This window comes from Parahaliea maris (genome assembly GCF_008064665.1).
GTDB classification, from domain to species: Bacteria; Pseudomonadota; Gammaproteobacteria; order Pseudomonadales; family Halieaceae; genus Parahaliea; species Parahaliea maris.
Genome location: NZ_VRZA01000003.1, coordinates 472,745 through 493,488, shown reverse-complemented (window position 1 = coordinate 493,488; position 20,744 = coordinate 472,745). Strand labels below are relative to the sequence as shown.

General features: G+C 64.0%; 19 protein-coding genes. 15 read left to right on the top strand and 4 right to left on the bottom strand.

The features are described from left to right. Positions 1–14: 14 nt before the first annotated feature. Positions 15–959, bottom strand: a complete 945-nt coding sequence (gene speB, locus FV139_RS10605) for an agmatinase (protein ID WP_148068397.1) — start codon at positions 957–959, stop codon at positions 15–17. Positions 960–980: 21 nt separating this feature from the next. Further along, the gene (locus tag FV139_RS10600) at positions 981–2,345 is read right to left on the bottom strand and encodes a glutamine synthetase family protein (RefSeq protein WP_235898618.1); all 1,365 of its coding nucleotides are present in this window, start codon (positions 2,343–2,345) and stop codon (positions 981–983) included. A 212-nt stretch (positions 2,346–2,557) separates the two neighbouring features. Between FV139_RS10600 and FV139_RS10595 the strand changes: the two genes are divergently transcribed. From FV139_RS10595 to FV139_RS10565, 7 genes are all read left to right on the top strand, one after another. Continuing rightward, positions 2,558–3,925: an aminotransferase gene (locus FV139_RS10595; RefSeq protein WP_148068396.1), complete on the top strand. Its 1,368-nt coding sequence runs from the start codon at positions 2,558–2,560 to the stop codon at positions 3,923–3,925. Positions 3,926–4,368: 443 nt separating this feature from the next. Beyond that, the gene (locus FV139_RS10590; RefSeq protein WP_148068395.1) at positions 4,369–5,769 is read left to right on the top strand and encodes an APC family permease; all 1,401 of its coding nucleotides are present in this window, start codon (positions 4,369–4,371) and stop codon (positions 5,767–5,769) included. A 91-nt stretch (positions 5,770–5,860) separates the two neighbouring features. After that, positions 5,861–6,448 (top strand): nuclear transport factor 2 family protein, encoded by a 588-nt coding sequence (locus FV139_RS10585; RefSeq protein WP_148068394.1) that lies wholly within the window; start codon positions 5,861–5,863, stop codon positions 6,446–6,448. A gap of 214 nt (positions 6,449–6,662) precedes the next feature. Next, on the top strand, positions 6,663–6,854 hold the full coding sequence (locus FV139_RS10580; protein WP_148068393.1) for a DUF2061 domain-containing protein: 192 nt from the start codon (positions 6,663–6,665) through the stop codon (positions 6,852–6,854). Positions 6,855–6,901: 47 nt separating this feature from the next. Further along, entirely contained in the window at positions 6,902–7,453 is a 552-nt protein-coding gene (locus FV139_RS10575) for a DUF2878 domain-containing protein (RefSeq protein ID WP_148068392.1), read from the top strand. After that, positions 7,450–7,977, top strand: coding sequence for a chalcone isomerase family protein (locus tag FV139_RS10570; RefSeq protein ID WP_148068391.1), 528 nt, complete (start codon positions 7,450–7,452; stop codon positions 7,975–7,977). The genes FV139_RS10575 and FV139_RS10570 overlap by 4 nt, the downstream gene beginning before the upstream one ends. Before the next feature lie 96 nt (positions 7,978–8,073). After that, positions 8,074–8,847 carry an SDR family NAD(P)-dependent oxidoreductase gene (locus FV139_RS10565; RefSeq protein ID WP_148068390.1) on the top strand — a complete coding sequence of 258 codons (774 nt, stop codon included), beginning with the start codon at positions 8,074–8,076 and terminating at the stop codon, positions 8,845–8,847. On the opposite strand, the gene FV139_RS10560 is transcribed toward FV139_RS10565, so the two are convergent. Both FV139_RS10560 and FV139_RS10555 read right to left on the bottom strand, forming a co-directional pair. Next, positions 8,834–10,450 (bottom strand): glycerol-3-phosphate dehydrogenase/oxidase, encoded by a 1,617-nt coding sequence (locus tag FV139_RS10560; protein ID WP_148068389.1) that lies wholly within the window; start codon positions 10,448–10,450, stop codon positions 8,834–8,836. The two genes, FV139_RS10565 and FV139_RS10560, sit on opposite strands and share 14 nt — an antisense overlap. A gap of 29 nt (positions 10,451–10,479) precedes the next feature. Further along, on the bottom strand, positions 10,480–11,367 hold the full coding sequence (locus FV139_RS10555) for a LysR family transcriptional regulator (protein WP_148068388.1): 888 nt from the start codon (positions 11,365–11,367) through the stop codon (positions 10,480–10,482). Between the two features lie 91 nt (positions 11,368–11,458). On the opposite strand from FV139_RS10555, the gene FV139_RS10550 reads away from it, so the two are divergent. From FV139_RS10550 to FV139_RS10515, 8 genes are all read left to right on the top strand, one after another. After that, positions 11,459–12,583 (top strand): citrate/2-methylcitrate synthase, encoded by a 1,125-nt coding sequence (locus FV139_RS10550; protein WP_148068387.1) that lies wholly within the window; start codon positions 11,459–11,461, stop codon positions 12,581–12,583. 88 nt (positions 12,584–12,671) lie between these two features. Next, positions 12,672–13,637 (top strand): HlyD family secretion protein, encoded by a 966-nt coding sequence (locus tag FV139_RS10545; protein WP_148068386.1) that lies wholly within the window; start codon positions 12,672–12,674, stop codon positions 13,635–13,637. Next, the gene (locus tag FV139_RS10540) at positions 13,630–14,559 is read left to right on the top strand and encodes an ABC transporter ATP-binding protein (RefSeq protein WP_148068385.1); all 930 of its coding nucleotides are present in this window, start codon (positions 13,630–13,632) and stop codon (positions 14,557–14,559) included. Before FV139_RS10545 ends, FV139_RS10540 begins: the two co-directional genes overlap by 8 nt. Then, on the top strand, positions 14,556–15,662 hold the full coding sequence (locus FV139_RS10535) for an ABC transporter permease (protein ID WP_148068384.1): 1,107 nt from the start codon (positions 14,556–14,558) through the stop codon (positions 15,660–15,662). The genes FV139_RS10540 and FV139_RS10535 overlap by 4 nt, the downstream gene beginning before the upstream one ends. 144 nt (positions 15,663–15,806) lie before the next feature. After that, a complete protein-coding gene (locus FV139_RS10530; RefSeq protein ID WP_148068383.1) occupies positions 15,807–16,766 on the top strand; it encodes an alpha/beta hydrolase in 960 nt (319 codons plus the stop codon). A gap of 161 nt (positions 16,767–16,927) precedes the next feature. Beyond that, positions 16,928–18,505 carry an AMP-binding protein gene (locus FV139_RS10525; protein ID WP_148068382.1) on the top strand — a complete coding sequence of 526 codons (1,578 nt, stop codon included), beginning with the start codon at positions 16,928–16,930 and terminating at the stop codon, positions 18,503–18,505. Between the two features lie 104 nt (positions 18,506–18,609). After that, positions 18,610–19,686: an MBL fold metallo-hydrolase gene (locus FV139_RS10520; RefSeq protein ID WP_148068381.1), complete on the top strand. Its 1,077-nt coding sequence runs from the start codon at positions 18,610–18,612 to the stop codon at positions 19,684–19,686. A 60-nt stretch (positions 19,687–19,746) separates the two neighbouring features. Beyond that, positions 19,747–20,628: an alpha/beta hydrolase gene (locus FV139_RS10515; RefSeq protein ID WP_148068380.1), complete on the top strand. Its 882-nt coding sequence runs from the start codon at positions 19,747–19,749 to the stop codon at positions 20,626–20,628. Positions 20,629–20,744: the final 116 nt, after the last annotated feature.

Here is a 20,744-nt window from a genome sequence, read left to right as displayed (position 1 = left end):
GTAGAGAGGCGCTGTCAGCCGCGCGAAGCGCGCATGTACAGGAACTGCAGCGCCAGGGTGGCACCCGCCAGACTGGTGATCTGGGCATGATCGTAGGCGGGGGAGATCTCCATCACATCGAAGGCCACGATGTTGAGGTCGGCGATACCTTCCAGGATACGCAGGGCCTGTGACGAGCTGAGACCGCCAATCACGGGGGTACCGGTACCCGGGGCAAAGGCCGGGTCGAGGCAATCGATATCGAAAGTCAGGTAGGCCGGCGTGTCACCCACCCGCTCACGAATGGCAGCGATGGTCGTTTCCACTGACTGGCCATTGACGGTGTGCGCATCCAGCACCAGGTACTCGTGGTCGTCACGCTCGTACTCGGTCCGAATGCCCACCTGCACTGACCGCGAGGGATCCAGCAGGCCCTCCTTCGGCGCGCGGTGGAACATACAGCCGTGGTTGTACTTCTCGTCTTCGTCGTAGGTGTCGGTGTGAGCGTCAAAGTGAATCAGCGCCAGCTTGCCGTGGTGCTCCACTGCCCCCCGCAGCAGCGGCAGCGTGGCGAAGTGATCGCCGCCAATGGCCACCGGGGTTTTACCCGCAGCGACAATTGCCGATGCCGTGGCCTGCACTTGCGCCAGCATGTCCTCACTGTCGCCGCCGGCAAAAATCACGTCACCGTAATCAATCGCCGAAAGCTTGTCGCCCAGGGCAAAATTCCACGGCCAGCGACACTCTTCCCAGCGCAGGTTGGCACTGGCCTGACGCACCCCCGCGGGGCCCGAGCGGGCACCCGGGCGGCCACTGGTGCCCAGGTCATAGGGCACGCCAAAGACCACCGCGTCCACGCTGTCGTCCGCCAGGTCGCGACTCAGGGGCAGCCCGGCAAAGGTGAAGATGTTGGCGTACATCGAGTGGTGGTCCAGCGGCACTGCGGTGCCGGTCGTGGCTGGATCGTCGTGGTGTGACATGTGCTTGCTCCTGGGCGACGCCTACAGGCAGGCGTCGTATTCCATGGGGGTTACCAGGCGATCGAACTCGTCCAGTTCCTGCTGCTTGAGCAGGGTGTAAACATGGTGGAACTCGTCGCCAAAGTACTCGCGAATGATGTCGGAGGCGGCAAAGCGCTCGAGGGCTTCCGGCCAGTGCCGGGGCAGGCTTGGCGGCAGCTGCTCATAGGCATTGCCCTCCAGTGGCTCCGGGGCCTCCAGGTGATTTTCAATCCCGTACAGAATGCCCGCCAGGATCGCCGCCAACACCAGGTGCGGGTGGGCGTCGGCTCCCGCCACCCGGTGTTCGATACGGGTGGCGGCCGGGGAATCCGCCGGCACCCGCAGGGAGACCGTGCGGTTCTCGTAGCCCCAGCAAGGCGCCATGGGCGCGTGGGACCCGCGCTGGAAGCGGCGGTAGGAATTGAGGTTGGGTGCCAGCAGCAACATGACGTCGGCCATGCTTGCCATGCAGCCGGCAATGGCCTCGCGCAGCAGTGGCGTGCCCGCGCCGGTGCCATCGTCGAACACGTTGTTGCCCTCGCGATCCACCAGCGAGCAGTGCACGTGCATGCCGTTGCCGGCCAGGTCACCGAAGGGTTTGGCCATGAAGGTGGCTCGCAGGTCGTGCTCGCGGGCCACGCCCTTGATCGCCCGTTGCAACATGATGGCCTGATCGGCGGCGATCAGGGCGTCGTTGCTGTGGTAGAGGTTGATCTCATACTGGGAAGGCGCGCTCTCCTTGATCAGGGTGTCCACCGGCAGACCCTGGGCATCGGCTGCGTCGCGCATGGCGTGCATGACCTCACCCATCTCCGCCATGGTATCCAGGCTGTAAGTCTGGCCAGCGGCGGTGAAGCCGCCAACGCGATCTGTCTGGGTGTGCAACGGACGGCCGAATTCGTCCAACTCGTCCTTCAGCAGGTAAAACTCCATCTCCGTGGCCATCACCGGGGTGTAGCCATGGGATTGCAGGCGGTCGATCAGACCCTGCAGCAGGAAGCGGGTGTCCAGCGGGCTGGGGGTGCCTTCAGGGTCGCGCATGGACATCAGGACCTGCCCGGTGGGCCGGCTGGCCCAGGGCACTGGAACGAGCGTCTCGATGTCCGCCTCGCAATAGCTGTCACCGTCGCCGGAGTCGAATACCCAGGCCTCCACGTCGCGGCCGAAGACATCAAAGGCCAGGGAACTGGCCGGCAACTTCAGCTCGCCCGCCAGGACACTGTGAATCTTGTCGCGCGTGACCCATTTGCCGCGCAGGCCGCCGGCAATATCGGGCAGGATAACCTCAAACACTTCTATGTCGGGGTAGGCGTCGAGAAAGGCCTGCAGGCGTTCGCCGCTGTCAGCCATGGTCTGGTTTTCCATCGTTATGTAGTTCCAGGAAATAGTTCCGGGGAATCGCACCGGGAGTTTGCCAATCCACCACCTTTGGGGAATGGCGAATCCGCCGTGCTGTGACAGACTAATATGGTAGGCATTAAACACCGAACTGCGAACCGCGACTATAACACTTCCGGGTAGAGTCCCGGCGACGCAGCAAGCCGCCCACCACGGGCAGAGGCACTGGAGGAACCGCAATGAACAAACCCGCAGATACCGCAGCGCTCAAGCAACTCGACCGCGCCCACCACCTGCATCCCTTTACCGACCTGCACGCCTATGCCGAGCAGGGTGGCCGTATCGTCAACCGCGCCGAGCACATCTATATCCACGACACCGACGGCAACACCATGCTCGACGGCATGTCCGGCCTGTGGTGCTGCAACCTGGGCTACAGCCAGAAGCAGATCGTGGAAGCGGTCTACCGCCAGCTACAGGAACTGCCCTACTACAACAACTTCTTCAAGTGCTCCAACCAGCCCGCCGTGGAGCTGGCGACCATGCTGTCGGAGGTCACTCCGGGCCAGTTCAAGCACGTGTTCTTCACCAACTCCGGCTCCGAAGCCAACGACACCAATATCCGCCTGGTGCACCGCTACTACGACCTGCTCGGTAAACCCGAGAAGAAACTGATCATCAGCCGCAAGAACGCCTATCACGGCTCCACCATCGCCGCGGGCTCCCTGGGCGGCATGGCCCCCATGCACAAGCAGGTGATCGGCCTCGACTACATCCACCACATCAACCAGCCCCACTGGTTCGAGAACGGCGGCGACATGAGCCCCGAGGACTACGGCGTCCAGGTCGCCCGTGAACTGGAAGCGAAAATCGACGAACTCGGCGAAGACAAGGTCGCGGCCTTTATCGCCGAGCCGGTACAGGGCGCCGGCGGCGTGATCATTCCGCCCTCCACCTACTGGCCGGAAGTGCAGCGCATCTGCGACGAGCGCGACATCCTGCTCATTGCCGACGAAGTCATCTGCGGCTTTGGCCGCACCGGCAAGTGGTGGGGCAGCGAGACCTACGGCATGAAACCCCACCTGATGACCTTCGCCAAGGCCGTCACCAACGGCTACATGCCCCTGGGCGGCGTAATGGTCGGCGACAAGGTAGCTGACGTACTGCTCGCCGGCGGCGGCGAATTCGCCCACGGCCTGACCTACTCCGGCCACCCGGCGGCCTGCGCGGCGGGTATCGCCACGCTGAATGTGCTGAAGGAAACCAACATCATCGAAACCTCCGCAACCGAGGTGGCGCCGCACTTCCAGCGCCGCCTGCGCGAGTTCGAGAGCCACCCGGTGGTCGGCCAGGTACGCGGCCAGGGTATGTTCGCCGCGGTGGAACTGGTCAAGGACAAGGGCAGCCGCGAGCGCCTGGCACCGGAAAGCGCCGGTGCGGTGTTCTGCCGCGACAGCGCCAACAAGAACGGCCTGATGGTGCGCCAGACTGGCGACGCGATGATCATGGCGCCGCCGCTGGTCTGCTCCACCGGCGAGATCGATATCCTGATCGAGAAGCTGGGCATTGCGCTGGATGAGACAGCGGCCCACTACGGCGTGAAATAACCTGTATTTGCCCGGCCTTTAGTGCCGGGCTTTTTTTGCTCAGTTAAAAATAGTCACAGCCCTCGAAGTTTTTGATTGAGCATTGAACTCGGGTGGTGGCGGGCCCCATCCGGCAGGGCTGTTCCGCGACGCGCTATAAAGCATGCCGTCCATGGCTCGCTCGACAGCGGCCGTCCAGGCCGCTGACGGTCGCTTCACAGCCCTCCCGGATGGAACCCTTCACTCGGAACTTTTGGCGTTCTAATAAGATTCGGAGCCTAGCAACCAATCGAAACACTCATAGTGGCGACTGAAGGCACGGTGCGTGGCGGCGCCATTGCGGACTCTCTGAGACATGGATGTCGAAGAGAAGCCTACATGGACGTACTTGCGGCGTGTCCGCAATGGCGCTGCCACGCGCCGGGCCGCCACCAAATGATAAAAAAGCACACGGATAAATACAGATGACAACCGGACAACCCCAGAAAACCCTGCGCCAGCGTGACATGGTCCTGTTCACCGTGTCCGCCATCCTGCTGCTGGACACCCTTACCGCTGCCGCCTCCGTCGGCGCCCCCAGCATCTTCTGGTGGCTGTTCCTCGGCGTCGTGTTCTTCCTGCCCTTCGCCCTCATCTGCGCCGAAATGGGCTGCGCCTACCCCGAGCAGGGGGGCATCTATGCCTGGATCCGGGATGCATTTGGAGGACGCTGGGCCTCCCGGGCCACCTGGTGCTACTGGGTGAACACCGCCGTGTGGATACCGGCCATTTTTATCCTGTTTGCCGGTGTCTTCAAACAGCTGTTCATGCCCGACCTCAGCTTGGGCGGGCAGCTGGCCATCGGCATCGGCCTCACCTGGCTGGGCGTGGCTGTGAACATTGTCACCCTCGAAGTGGGCAAGTGGATTCCCAACCTCGGGGCCATGCTCAAGGTAGTGATCTTCATCGCCATCGTCGCCGGTGCCGTCGCCCACATTGGCGAGCACGGCATGGCCAATCCCCTGACCCTGGAGACCATCAAGCCCGACTGGGGCAGCAGCCTGCAGTACATCCCGGCCATCATTTACGGCATGCTCGGCTTCGAACTGGTCAGCGCCGGCAGCCAGGAAATGCGTGACCCCGCCCGCGACGTACCGCGCGCCATCCTGATTTCCGGCTGCGTGATCCTGCTGCTCTATGTGCTGGGCACGGGCGCAGTGCTGGCGGCCCTCCCGGCGGGGGACATCAACCTGGTGGAGGGGCTGGTGGACACACTGCAGATGTTCTTCGGCAGCCTGCCGGGCGGGCAGTTCATCGTTCTCGCGCTCGGCATCGGCGCCCTGTTCACCTTCTTCTCCAACGGGGTCACCTGGGCGCTGGGCTGTAACCGGGCGGCGGCGGAGGCCGCGATCGAGGGTGAGTTACCGCGGATTTTCGCCCTGGAAAGTCGCAACGGCACACCGGTGGGCGCTGCACTGTTGATGGGCCTGGTCAGCACTGTGGCACTGCTGCTCTACGGCCTGCTATCGGGCAGCAACGAGGACCTGTTCTGGGCCCTGTTCGCCTTCAGCGCGGTGATTTTCCTGCTGCCCTACCTCGGCATGCTGGCCAGCTTCCTGCGCCTGCGACGGGACGACCCGGACCACCCCCGCCCCTACCGGGTACCCGGTGGCCCCGGGGTGGCACTGCTCTGTGCCAGCACCTGCATGCTGGTGCTGGGCCTGTCGATCGTGCTGTTTATGTACACCCCCGGGGAGGGCTTGCAGTGGCAGGTTGTGGCCGGCGTGCTGGTCACCCTGGTGCTGGGTGAAGGCGTGATACGCCAGGCCGAAAACCACCGTCGGGTGCTTCCCGGACAAGTTCCGGACAACGGCTCAACTATCTAGCCCCCTGCGCCACCCGCGGGACTTACCCCCGCGCGGGGCGCTCCGTACACTGGCCTTCGACGTTTCCGCAAGAACAGAAGAGGACAGTGACATGGGCGAGCAGCGCCAGGTACTCAACAAGAAAAACATGAACATGACCGGGGGCCTGCCCCTGGAAGCTGGCGACGGAGGGCTGGAGGATCTGCGCAGGAGCGTGCAGCAGTTGATGGACATCGAGGCCATAAAGCAACTCAAGCACGCCTACTTCCGCTGTATCGATACCGCCAACCTGGAGGAACTGGCCACCCTGTTCCACGACGATGTGCTGGTGCATTTCATTGGCGGGCACTACGAGTGGAAGGTCGAGGGCAAGCAAAATTACCTCGACAACATCCAGCATGCCTTTACCAATGTCTCTGTAGGCCACCACAACGGCCACCAGCCGGAAATCGAAATCCACAGCGCCACCGAGGCCCGCGGCATCTGGTACCTGGCGGATCACATGTGGATCCTGCCGCACAAGTCCCACACGACCGGAACAGCGCTCTACTGGGACAGCTACGAGAAGGTCGACGGCAAGTGGCTGATCCGCGAAACGCGCTACGAGCGCCTGTACGAAATCAACACCCAGCTGGCGGAAAACCCCAGGCTGAGTTCACACTACCTGGGTGTACACGGACCGGCACCCGCCGAAGGCTAGTCCGCGTCACACCGGGCACGCGGGTCAGGTACCTTCGCGGCGGGGCGCCACCCACGCAAGGCCGGTATCAGAGCAGCGAAGCCGCTGCCCCCCCCGGCGGGCCCGTGGCGAACGGGCCCGTCGAACGCCAGCTTCGACAAAATCAATTGGCCGCCGCCACAAATGAGACATATTCTCATTTAAAAGCAACCCCAACCGGTGGAGCGAGCCCATCATGACCAAGTCCATTACCTTTACCCTGATGCACTTCTGTATCGCTATGTCCGTGGCCTACGCACTGACCGGCAGCCTGGCCATCGGCGGCGCGATCGCCATTGTCGAACCACTGGTCAATAGCGTGGGCTATTACATTCACGAACGCCTGTGGGAGACCCGGCGCAACAACACCGCCCTGGTAGTGGCCTGAGGTCCCGCTAAACTGATCTGGCATCAGCTTCACCGCGTAGCTCCCCTATGAACCAGAGCGACAACAGTCCGACCACCACCGTAGAGCCAGTCGCCCCGCGCGCCCGCCTGGTGGAACGCTGGTGGTTTAACGCCCTGTGGTTTCAACTGTTCTGGCTGTGCGCGGTGCTCGGTCGCGACAGCCTGTTACCCGTCACCGCCCTGCTGCTGGTTCTGCACTTCGCGCTGGTCCGTTCCGCCGTAGCGGAACTCGCTGCGCTGGCGCCGGTCGCCCTGATCGGCGCGGCCGTCGACAGCACACTCAGCCTGACCGGTGTTTTTCAGTTTCCAGGTCCGGGTCCTATTCCCCTGTGGCTGCTGGCCCTGTGGTTCGCCTTTGCCACCACCCTGAGCCGCAGCCTGGACGCCCTGTGTCGACGCCCCCTGCTGGCCTGCCTGCTGGGCGCGCCAGCCGCGGGCAACTACCTCGTTGGGGCAAAACTCGGGGCAGTGGAATTTGGCTTCAGCACTACGCAGACGCTGTGGCTGCTGCTACCTTTATGGATGATATTACTGCCCTTACTCTGCGCGGTGAGTAACCGTCTCGGGGGAACGCGATGAACACCTCCAGGTCATTTTTTCTGCGCACCTGCCTGCTGGCCACGGCCCTTGGCGCGATGTGTGCGAACGGTGCAGCAGGTGCAACCGAGGACGACCTGCAACCTGTCGGCGAGGCACGGCTGCAGGTGTTGTTGTGGCCTGTCTACCAGTCGCGACTGTTCGCCCCGGGTGGCAGTTACAACCCGGACGCGCGTCCGCTACGCTTTGAAATCACCTATCTGCGCGATATCACGGCAGATGACCTGGTGGACAGAACCCGCACCGAGTGGGAGCACCTCTCCCTGAAGCACCCGCAGCAGGAACAGTGGCTGGCGCAGTTGCAGAACCTGTGGCCCGACGTGCAGGAAGGCGACACCCTGTCACTGGTGCTGGACGAGACCAGCAGCCGTTTCTACTTCAACAACGACCTGTTGGGGGAAATGCCGGATGCAGCCTTCGGGCCACAGTTCCTGGCCATCTGGCTGTCGCCCGCCACCAGCCGTCCCGAGTTGCGGGAAGCACTGCTGGGCATTGCCGGCGACTGACGCATCGGTTCTGTCCGGGAGCCGACAGTTCCTGCCCCCCGCCCCACCTATACTCCCTGTGAGCTCTCACACACCCAGGCAGGCGGGGAAACACCGATGGAAACTTGCAGCAAGGCCCTCATTACCGGTTGCGGACGCGGCATCGGCGCAGCTGTTGCCAAACAACTGGCCGCACAGGGCGTCGAACTGATCGCCATAAACCGCTCGCGGGAGCCAATGGAACAATTGATCGCCGAGCTCAACGGGCAGGTCAATGTTACCCCGTATTTTATCGACGTCACCGACTTCGAGAATCTGGACACGCTACTGCAGCAGGTAATGAAAGAGCATCCCGACATCGATCTCGTCATCCTCAATGCCGGCCTCGACACACCCCAGCGCATCGAATCCTTTGACTGGCGCATCGCCAGGACACAGATCGATACCAACCTGACCGCCAACTACGTATTCGCCGCGCGACTGCTTCCACAGATGATGGCGCGGGGCAACGGGCGATTTGCCGTGGTTTCCAGCCTGGGCGCCTTTGCCGGCTGTCCCTTCGAGCACGCCTACAACGCCAGCAAGGCCGGCGCCCGCATGATGGTGGATGGCTTGCGCGCCGAACTGCTGGAGAACCCGGTTGGTGTCACCGGTATTTACCCGGGCTTTGTCGCCACGGGCATGATCGAGGGCAACGCTTTCGACTCCTCGTCCGCCATTAGCGCAGAAGAGGCCGGCAAGCTCATCGTCGGGGGCCTGATGGAGGGCCGGGACGAGATCATCTTCCCGGAAGAAATGGGACAACTGGTCTCACAGGTCGTGACCCTGTCACCGGCGGAGCGCGCCGGAGTGGTAAGGCAGCTGATGAGCAGTGAATTCAGCGCGGGCTGAAACCCGCCAGGTATTCAGCGAGCTTTTCCTCACCCCGCTCGCCGAACAGAATATCGCAGGCTTCTACCAGGCCCGGAGCATCGACAATTTCCTCATGCCGCACCACCAGGTCGATCTTGGAACGGCGGCGCATGAAGTCTTCCAGTTTGACGATCATTTCCCGACGCGCCGCCAGTTCGATTTCGCAGCGGGTGTACTCGGCGCGGCGAATCAACAGCTTCGCCTGTCCGGCGTCTTCGCGAATGCGTTCCAGCAGCCCGAAAGCGGCTTCCCCGTAGCGCCGCCAAAAACGTTCGGACAGGGGCTCAGGGGAACTCGGATCGGTCATGGCGTCGAGGTTCATCAGTTCGGCCTGCATCAGGAATTCCGCGTGCAGGTCCGGCCCAGGCTCGCCGTACCAGCGCCGGCCCGGCTCGGGCACCTCGATACCCAGGTCACCCACCAACTCGGTGATTTCATTGCCGACATTGAGGCAGTCCGTCAGCTTGCCGCCAAAAATACTCAGGTGGCGCCGCGCCTCGTCCACCTCGATTTCATGCTTGCGCGAAAGCTGTACCCAGTCGGCCACACCCTCGGAACCGGCGATGGCCAGCGGGCGCACACCTACCCGTTCTGCAATCACATCGCCCCGCGTCAGGGGGCGCGGCAGGTCCAATAGCGCATTGGCATTCTCCAGGACGAAGTCCCGGTCTTCGTCGGTCACCGCGACCCGCGGACTGTCGACCTGGGTGTCGGTGGTACCAATGCAGGTCTTCGGGCCCATGGGAATCAGGAAGAACAGCCGGCCGTCACTGGCGAAAAAGGTCAGCACCCGGCGATTGTCGGTGATGCGATCAACGATCAGGTGAATACCCTTGGAAAACAGGTGATGGTGGCGGGTCGTAATGTTATTGCGCACGTTGAGTTCGTCGACATAGGGGCCGGCCGCGTTGATCATCACCCGCGAGCGAATCGTGAAGGTCTCGTCGCTTTCCAGGTCCCGCGCTTCGGTTCGCCATTCCCCGTTTTCGAACACCGAGCCCAGAGACTCGACGTAGTTAGCCGCCACACAGCCATAATTGAGGCTCTTGCGAATAAAGTTGAAAACAAAGCGCGCGTCGTTGTCATAGAGATAGCAATCACTGTACTCCAGCCCGCCAGCAGCCTTTTCAGTATTGATCTCCGGCTCCTGCTCCTCGATATAGCGCGCGGTCAGGTAACGCGGCGCCCGGGTCACGAAGCGCCCCATGATCCAGTACAGAACACTGCCGAGAAAGACGAAGAATGACCAGAAACGGAAACCCTTGTGAATAGTGGTGAAGAAGCGAATTTCCTTCACCGTGGAGGGGTAGGCGCGCATCAGTTCGTTGCGCGACTTACACAGCTTGTTGACCAGCAGGTACTCGTGGCTCTCCAGGTACTTGATACCGCCCCAGGCGAGGTTGGAAGAGTTGGAACTGACGCCACCGGCAAAGTCGCCGCGGTCGATGAGGGCAACTTTTACCCCGCGACCGGCGAGTGCCGCCGCTGAAACCGCACCATTGATCCCACCGCCGACAATCAGGACATCGAAGGCCTGCTCTTTCAGCCTGGCCACGTTGCTGTTGCGAAGACTGACTGTCACCCCGATACCTCCGATGTCGAACAACTACTCTACAGTTGCCAGTGCTGTTCACACAATGTGATGAATTCACGCGCACTGTCACTGAGAGTACGGTTGGCCCGGTAATACAGACCTACCCGCTTGTCGATGCGTCCGAAGGACAGGTCGTCCATGATGTGCAGCGCCCGGCAGCGGGGGTGCTCGTCCAGCAGCCGTCGGTCGAGAAAGGTCACCCCCATACCCTGCGCCACCATGTGGATGCGCAGTGTCAGGCTGCTGACCTCCCACACAGTACTGAACTGGTCCCTCAGGCGCTGGATGGAAGGCCGCATCTCGGGGTTGTCCAGGGCCGAGGCGATCAGTGGCGTGCGCCGCAGTGCGCCCGCATCCCCGGCCACCATCGCCTCGAATGCGGGGTGCTGGGGGCTAACCACCAGGTGCCGGGTGTCCTGGTACAGGGGAACGGTGTGAAAGGCCGACATCTGCTTCTGGAACGGCCCCAGGCCCAGTTCCACCTGACCACCCAGCACCGCATAGATCATGCTGCGGCTGGGTAGCTCCTGCACACGCATTGTCACAGAAGGATTCAGGGCGTAGTAAGCGCTTATTAACTCCTGGGCATGGAAGTAGTTGATCGAAGCACTGAAGGCCAGGCTCAGGCTCTCCCGCGAGCCGTCCCGCAGCCGCGCGAGCTCCTCCAGGGTCTGCTGCTCCCGGCCCAGCACCTCCACCGCGTGGTCGAACACCCGGCGCCCGGCATCGCTCAGGGTCAGCGATTTGCCCCGCTGTACCAGCGGCAGGCCCAGCTTGCTCTCCAGCCCTGCCACCGCCTGGCTGATCGCGGACTGACTGAGGTGGAGGGCCTCCGCTGCCCGGCGAAAGCCCCCCTCCTCGACCACCGCGCGAAAGGCGCGCAACTCGGCGTTCTCCAGCCTCATATTAGTTTCACTTATAGTTTAATCAGTTACTTTAACTCTACTGATTTCTCGCAGGTTCGTATACTGCTCGCCCGCACAGGGAGGAATCGACATGACTGATAACGAAAACCTGGAATCCTTTGATCTCGCCGGGGTCATCGTGGGGGAGACCGCCATCTCCGACGTGGACGGCGCGGCCGGCCGCCTGAGCTACCGCGGCGTGGATATCGTGGACCTGGCAGAGCGCCCCTTCGCCGAAGTGGTCTGGCTGGTGCTGTTCGGGGAGACCCCGGATGCGGCCCGCCAGGCCCAGCTCAACCGTTTTCTTTGCCAGCACGCCCGGCTGACCCTGGAGGAGCGGCAGGTGCTGAAGCTCCTGCCCCAACACCTCCACCCCATGCTCATGCTGCAGGGGATGGTACCGCTGATCGAGCTACCCGAAGCCGAGACCCTGGGGGTTGGCCTGGATGCGGAGCACGGCCTGGTCATTGCAGCCAAGATCTCCGCGCTGATCGCCGCCTGGTACCGCCGCGAGCAGGGCCTGTCGCCCCTGGGCGGCGGGCCGGACGACAACTTCCACCAGCACTTCCTGACCCTGCTCCACGGCCAGGTGCCCGACGCCGATGCGGTCCGCATACTCGACGCCACCCAGATCCTGCAGATGGAGCACAGCTTCAATGCGGGCACTTTCGCCGGTCGCGTCTGCGCCAGCACCCTGGCGCCCATTCAATCGGTGATTTCCGCGTCGATCGGCACCCTGTACGGCCGCCTGCACGGTGGCGCCGACCAGGCCGCGCTGGAAATGGCCCAGTCCATCGGCGCTCCGGAAAAGGCAGCTGCCTACGTAGCCCAGTGCCTGGCGGAGAAAACCAAGATCATGGGCATGGGGCACCGGGAGTATCGCACCGTCGACCCCCGTGCCAAACTGCTCAAACCCATGGCCATGAACCTGTGCAATGACCCCGACAGCCGCCGGCTGCTGGACACCCTGATCGCCGTGGAGCAGGCCTGCCAGCAGGAGTTCGCCACGCGCGGCAAGGAAATCTGGGCCAACGTGGAGTTCTACAAGGGCGCGGTGTTCCACAACCTCGGCCTGCCGACCCACTTCTTCACGGCAATGTTCGCCATGGCCAGGGTTTATGGGTATATCGCCCACTACCTCGAATTCAGCCGCGAATCGCGCCTGATCCGCCCACGGGCGCGCTACGTTCCGGCGCGCGAACCCGCCATGGCCTGAAGTCCGCAGGTGCAGGTGCCAGCCCTGGCACTTGCACCCCTTCACGACAGTGTTATAACTCCGGGTACCTGTCGCCCGGAGTCACCGCATGCCACGCCCAGTCCGACTGCTGCGCCCCTACCTGTGGGGACTGTGGATTCTGCTCCTCGCCGCCTGCGGCAATGAAGCGCCCGACCAGGCCCTGGGTACGCTCGAGCGCGACCGCATCATCCTGCGCGCTACCGCCAGTGAAATCATCACTGCACAACCCCTGCAGGAGGGCCAACCGGTAGCGGCTGGCCAACTCCTGGTGCAACTCGACGCCCGCAACCAGCAGGCCGTGGTGGCCCGGGCAAAAGCAGAGGCGGCACGCGCGGCAGCGCGTATGACCGAGTTGCGCAACGGCGCCCGCAAGGAAGATATCGCCGCAGCCACAGCCCAGGTATCCGGTGCCCGCGCCACCCTGGTTGATGCCGAAGCGAACTACCAGCGGGCCCGCAAACTGGTCGAGCAAAAGCTGGCAGCGCAGGCCAGCGTCGATACCGCCCGCGCCAATCGCGATGCCGCGGAAGCCGCCCTGGATTCGGCCCGGGAGCAGCTGCTGCGCCTGACCAATGGCACCCGCCCGGAGCAACTGGAGCAGGGCGCGGCGGAACTCGAAGCCGCCCAGGCAGAGCTGGCCCTGCAGGAACACTACCTGCAGGAACTGAGCGTCACCGCGACCCGCGACGCCTGGCTCGACAGCCTGCCGTGGAATGTCGGTGAGCGTGTTCCCCAGGGCGCGACCCTGGCGATCATGCTGGCCAACAATAAACCCTTCGCCCGGGTGTATGTGCCGGAAAAACACCGCGCACACCTGCAACCGGGGATGGAGTTCACAGTCCACGTGGATGGTATCGAAACCCCCTTCACGAGCCACCTGCGCTGGATCGCTACCGACCCGGCCTTTACGCCCTACTATGCACTGAACGCGAGCGACCGTTCCCGGCTGGTCTATATGGCGGAGTTCGACCTGGTAGACGGCGACGAACTGCCGACCGGCATACCGGTACAGGTCATGCTCAGCGGTGACTGAACTCGCGATAAAAGCGCAGGGCCTGACCCGCCTGTTCGGTGACCTCACCGCCGTCGACGCCATCGACCTGCAGATCGAGCGCGGACGCATTTTCGGGTTTCTGGGACCGAACGGCTCCGGCAAGACTACCGCCATCCGCATGCTGTGCGGCCTGCTCACACCCAGCGCCGGGGAAGTGACCGTGCTGGGCCACCCGATTCCCCGTCAGGCCGAGCTTTTACGCCGTGAGATCGGCTACATGACCCAGAAATTTTCCCTGTTCACCGACCTCAGCACACTGGAGAACCTGCGCTTCATGGCCAGCATCTACGGCCTGCCTCGCAGCCGCCGCAAGGGTCGTATCGAGGCAGTACTGGCACAGTTTTCCCTGCAGGAACTGCGCGACCGAAGGCTCGACGCCATGAGTGGCGGCCAGCGCCAGCGGGTGGCCCTGGCCGTGGCGACCCTGCACGAGCCGACCCTGCTATTCCTCGACGAACCGACCTCCGCCGTGGATCCGGAAAACCGCCGCGACTTCTGGGAAAAGCTGTTTGACCTGAGTGCGGCCGGCACGACCATACTGGTGTCCACCCACTACATGGATGAGGCCGAGCGCTGCCACCAGCTGGCCATTCTCGAGCGCGGCCGGATACGGCGCGACGATACCCCCCAGGCCCTGATGAGTGCGCTGGAAGGCCGGGTCGTTGAAGTCAGCGGCGAGTCCCTGCGCCCGCTGCGGGAAATTCTGGTTACCCAACCGGAGATTATCTCCGCCGCCCAGCAGGGCAACCGCCTGCGGGTACTGATGACACCTGAGGTGGAGGATCCGCTCCAGTGTCTCGACCGCCTCGCCGGTCCGGGCAGGGCTCTCGAGCGGACCCTGGCACGCCCCAACCTCGAAGACGTATTCATGGCAGCGACCGCAAAGGGAGGACCGGCATGAAAAGCCTGGTGCGTATCCTCGCCGTCACCCAGAAGGAATTCCTGCAGCTATCGCGCGACCGGATCAGCTTTGGCATGGTGGTCATGATTCCGCTGGTCCAGTTGCTGCTATTCGGCTACGCCATCAACACCGAGGTCCGTCACGTTCCCATTGGCATTGTCGATCTCAGTAACAGCGCCGCGGCGCGGGTGATCACCGAGCAGGTACGGGTAACCCAGGTGGTCGACATCATCGACCACTACGACACTCCGCAGGAGGCTGAGCAGGCAGTGATTGCCGGCGCCGTGCGGGCAGTACTGCTGTTTCCCCGGGACCTGCCACGGCGCATCGCCAGCGGTGACACCGTGGGCCAGTGGCTGGTGGATGGCTCGGACACCACCATCAGTCAGGCGCTGCTGTCCCTGCGCAGCATGCCGCTGCAACTCAGCGCCGGCGCCCCGGCGGGAGCCTACCAGAGGGGGAACCCGAGCTTCGAGGTGAGCCTGTTCTTCAACCCGGAGCGGCGCTCCGCAGTGAACATCGTGCCCGGCCTGACGGCCATCGTGTTGACCATGACCATGATCCTGTTCACCGCCCTGGCATTGGTGCGGGAGCGGGAACTGGGCAACATGGAATTGTTGATCACCACCCCCATCCATCCGCTGGAACTCATGGTGGGCAAGCTCGTGCCCTATATCCTGGTCGGGTTGGTACAGGTGGCCATCATCCTCGGGCTGGGGCACGTGATTTTCCGGGTGCCCTTTGCCGGCGGCCTGGCAGCGCTGGCGGTCTCCACCCTCGCCTTTATCGCCGCCAGCCTGACCCTCGGGCTGATCATCTCCACCGTGGCCCGCTCCCAGCTGCAGGCAATGCAGCTCACGATCTTCATCCTGCTGCCCTCGATCCTGCTCAGCGGTTTCATGTTTCCCTACGAGGCGATGCCCCTCGCAGCACAATGGATTGCCGAGGCCTTCCCCGCGACCCACTACATCCGCCTGGTGCGAGCTGTGGTATTGCGGGGGGCAGAAACTCACCTGCTCGGCGGAGAACTGCTGTGGCTGGGGGGCTTCACCGTGCTAGGCCTCGGCCTGGCCACCGCCCGCTTCCGCAAGACCCTCGACTGAGTTGCAATCGGGGGCCGCAGGTATCCATTGTTGTACCTGATGCGCTACACATCGCACCGGCAGTCGATATGCTTTGCTCCTCGCACTTAATAAAACCCAAAGGCTCGACACTTTTTACTTAATAAAACCAAAAGGCTCGACACTATGACCTACCGCTTCGACCCCGAAATCGCCCCCCTGCTGGAATTCATGCCGCCGGTGGACGTCGCCGACCCCGCTGCCGCCCGCGCCGCCTTCGCCGGCGCCACCGCGGCCATGATTGCCGAACTGGATACCAGCGGCGTTGAGTTCGCCGACCGCACTGTGCCCGGACTTGACGGCGCCCCCGAGGTGGCAGTGCGCGTTTATCACCCGGCGGGGGCCAGCGGCCCGTTGCCCGGCCTGGTCTATATCCATGGCGGCGGATTCGTCCTCGGTAGCACCGACAGCGAGCACGGCATCTGCGTCAACCTGTGTCGCGCCCTCGGCATTGTCATTGTATCGGTGGACTACCGCCTGGCACCGGAAACCGCCTTCCCCGGCCCCCTGGAAGACTGTTACGCCGCCCTGCTGTGGACCGCCGGGCAAGCCGCAGAACTCGGCCTGGACCCGGCGCGCCTGGGCATCGGCGGCCAGAGCGCCGGGGCTTGCCTGGCCGCGGCCTGCGCCCTGCGCGCCCGGGACGAGCAGGGCCCCGCCCTGTGTTTCCAGTTGCTGGGGATTCCGGTGCTGGACGACCGCCTGGACAGCCCCAGCATGCAGCAGTTCACCGATACCCCGGTGTGGGACCGCGGCAAGGCGGAAGCCAGCTGGAAGTACTACCTGGGTGACACCCTGAAGGCAGGTGCCGACAACGTACCGGCTTACGCGGCGCCTGCCCGCGCCGCTGACCTCGGCGGCCTGCCCCCCACCTATATCTCCACCATGGAATTCGACCCCCTGCGCGACGAGGGGCTCGACTACGGCATGCGTCTGCTGCGGGCGGGAGTACCCTGCGAGATCCACAACTACCCCGGAACCTTTCACGGCTCCAGCGTGTTTGCCCACACCCAGATCCACCAGCGGGAAATGGCGGATATGCTGGCGGTACTGCGCCGGGGGCTGGGTGTGGAAAAAACCGGCTGAAACACAGCCAGCCCGGGCCGGGTGTGCTGAATGGCCAGTGGATTCTGGCCTCTTTGTCCCTGTTGCCTGCCAGATTGCGTCCCTAGAATCGCAAGACAGCTGCGAGACACCCTTCGTCGCCGAGCCAGCGGCCGGGCCCCGATAAGAACAAAGGAGACACCATGAGCACCGACGCCCTGTACCACCCGCCTCTGATGCCCCACCTGCTGGTGGAAGGCCTCAACCGTTACAACGACGAGCCCTGCCTGTACCTGGGCGACAAGGTGGCGAGTTACCGCGAGGTGCGCGAGCAAACCAGCCAGCTGGTCCAGGCGCTGAAGGCCAGCGGCCTCGGCCAGGGCAGCCGGGTGGCGGTGATCTCCAGCAACCGGCCTGAGGTACTGTCGAACATCGCCGCCATGCAACTCACCGGCTGCATCGGCACGCCGCTGCACCCGCTGGGCTCGCTGGAGGACCACGCCTATGTGCTGCAGGCGGCGGAAATCGACGCCCTGGTGTTCGACCCGGGTGCCTTCGGCCCGGTTGCAGCGGCCCTCAAGGAACGGATTCCCGCACTGAAACTGCTCTCCTTTGGCCCCTCAGACATCGGTGATGACTATCTGGCCCTGGCGGAGACATTCGCGCCACAACCGCTGGTGGCGCCAGAGGTAGACCCGGAAGACACCGCGTCTATCAACTTCACCGGCGGCACCACGGGCAAACCCAAGGGGGTCACCAGCGCCTACCGCACCACCGCCTACATGACCCAGATCCAGCTGGCGGAGTGGGAGTTCCCGCAGGAACTGCGCATGCTGATCGCCACCCCCCTGTCCCACGCGGCGGCCGCCTTTTTCATTCCGGTGCTGCAAAAGGGCGGCGCCTTCTACGTGATGCAGGGATTCAGCCCCGACGGATTCTTCGACATGGTGGAGCAGCACCGCATTACCGCGACCATGCTGGTGCCGGTCATGCTCTATTTCCTGCTCGATTCGCCGCGCTCCGCGACGGCAGATATGTCCAGCATGGAGACCATCTTCTACGGTGCGTCGCCGATGAGTCCGGCGCGGCTGCAGGAAGGCCTGGAGAAGTGGGGACAGGTTTTCTACCAGTTCTTCGGCCAGTCCGAGGCGCCCATGGTCATCGCCAACATGCGCAAGGGTGACCACGACCTGGCCCGGCCCGAACGCCTGGCGTCCTGCGGGCGGCCCTCACCGTGGATTCACTTCGCCCTGCTCGACAGCGATGGGCAACCCGTGGCCCCCGGAGAGCCGGGGGAAATCTGTGTCCGCGGCCCACTGCTGATGAAGGGCTACAAGGACATGCCGGAGCAGACCGCCGAAGCCTTCGCCGGCGGCTGGCTGCATACCGGTGACGTCGGCCGGCTCGACGAGGACGGCTTTCTCTACATCGTCGATCGCACCAAGGACATGATTGTCACCGGCGGTTTCAACGTGTACCCGCGGGAGGTGGAGGATTCGCTTTCCAACCACCCTGCCGTTGCCCAGGTGGTCGTGATCGGCGTGCCCGACGAACGCTGGGGAGAGGCGGTCAAGGCGGTGGTGGTGCTCAAGCCCGACTCGGCAGCCAGCGACAGCCTGGCCGAGGAACTGATCCAGCACGTCAAGGCCGCCAAGGGTTCGGTACAGGCGCCCAAAAGCGTGAATTTTGTCGCCGGCATTCCCCTCACACCGGTGGGCAAACCCGACAAGAAAGCAGTGCGCGCCAGCTACTGGCAGGACAGTGAGCGCAGCATCGGTTAATTGAACCGGGGGCGGATGCGCTCCGGCGACCGCCGGCGCCGGGGTAGACAGATGGCGCGCCAGCCCCCAACATTACCGCCCCCAGACAACGCGGACTCCACGGCATGCCCAGCGACCAGCCAGAAACCTTCCGCGGCCTCACCTACCCCTACGGCCGCCATGCAAACCCGACTCCCGGCCAGCCGGAGGAAATCGCCCCCGGGGTCTACTGGACCCGCTTTGCCATGCCGATGTCGCTGGACCACATCAACATCTGGCTGCTGGAAGACGGCGACGGCTGGACCGTAGTCGACACCTGCCTGAACCTGCCGGACGCCCGCGCCACCTGGGAACAGCTATTCAGTGGTTTCATGGGTGGCAAGCCCGTCACCCGTGTAATCTGCACCCACATGCACCCCGACCACGTCGGCCTGGCGGGCTGGCTGGTGGAACAGTTCGGTTGCGAGCTGTGGATGACCCGGGAAGAGTTCCTGATGTGCCGCGCCATGGTGGGCGACACCGGCCGCAAGGCGCCGGAAGTGGCCATCCGCTTCTATCACCAGGCCGGCTACAACGAAGAGCAACTGCAGGAGTACCGGGATCGTTTCGGCGGATTCGGTTCGGCGGTTTACACCTTGCCCGACAGCTATCGCCGGCTGGTAGACCGTGAAACCCTGACCATTGGTGACCGCTACTGGCAGGTCATCGTCGGCAGCGGCCACTCGCCCGAGCACGCCTGCCTCTACTGCCCGGCGCTCAAGTTGCTGATATCCGGGGACCAGGTGCTGCCCAAGATCACCCCAAACGTCAGCGTGTTCCCCAATGAACCCCATGGAGACCCGCTATCGGAGTGGCTCGCCTCCAGCAACCGGATCCGCTCCATCCTGCCCGACGACCTGCTGGTGCTACCGGCCCACGAGGCTCCCTTCTATGGCCTGCACACCCGCCTGACCCAGATCATCGAGTCGCACAAGCGCGACCTGTCAGCACTTTACGACCACCTCAGCGAACCGCGCCGGGCGGTGGACTGTTTCCCCGCCCTGTTCAACCGTACCCTGGACGGTCATAACTTCGGTCTCGCCACGGGCGAGACCATGGCCCACCTCAATTGCCTGCTGCGCCGGCGCCAGGCCAGTTGCGAGCTGGATGACAACGGGGTGAAGTGGTACCGCCAACTGCCCGAGGGGGCGGCGTTCGATTGAGGGTCCCGGGCCTCGAACGGCACGCGACAGCCGCGCTCAGGTGATAGGGGGACACTCGACGTGCTGCAACGCCTGAAGGCCCTGATCCTGCGCCAGTATTACCGTTTCAGCAGCGTGCACGCCTGGCGCGGCGCCCTGCCCACCCCGCGCTACAGCGAGCGCCAACTGCCGCTCTCGCCACCGGTCAATATCCGCATCTACCCGGGCGAGCGGGGTGCAGAGCACCCCTTGCTGGTGTACTTCCACGGCGGCGGCTGGGTCATCGGCGACCTCGCCAGCCACCAGCCCTTCTGCCAGCGCCTGTGTGAGCTTTCCGGGTGCAGCGTGGTGTCGGTGGACTACCGCCTGGCACCGGAGCACCCCTTTCCGGCGGCACCCGCGGATTGCCTGGCCGCCACCCGCTGGATCGCCGGCCACCCCGACGAATGCGGCCCCAGTAACGGCCAGTTGGTGTTGGGCGGCGACAGCGCGGGGGGCAATCTCGCCCTCTGCACCGCCCTGGCCCTGTCCGATGCGCAGCGCGAGATCCTGGCGGGCCTGTTATTGATCTACCCGGTGACCGACCACTACAGCGCCGGTTACGACTCCTATCGCACCCGTGCCACCGGGCAGGTCCTCACCGCCAACCTGATGCGCTGGTTCTGGGATACCTATCTCGGGCCCGCCGACCCGGCCGGCGAGGCTGTCAGCACTCGCCCCCTGCTCAGCCCCGCGCTGGAAAGCCTGCCACCATCGATCCTGGTCACCGCCGGTAAAGACCCCCTGCTAGACGAGGGGCGGGCACTGAAAGACCGGCTGGAGCAGGCCGGTGTGGCGCTGAACTACCGCCACTACGACGCCGAGGAACACGGATTTGCCTGTTCCCATGCTCCGCGAGACGCCGCCAAAGACTGTCACACACGGCTGGCAGACTGGCTCAGTAGCCTGGCCGGGCGCGCCTGAGCGGCCGCCCCGGGAGCGGTAAAGCGGTAATTTGCCACGCAGCGGGACAAGGCGCTCCCGGGTTTGCTATCATTTCCCACCCCAGCGGCCCGTCAGAGGCCGCGGACTGAATCACC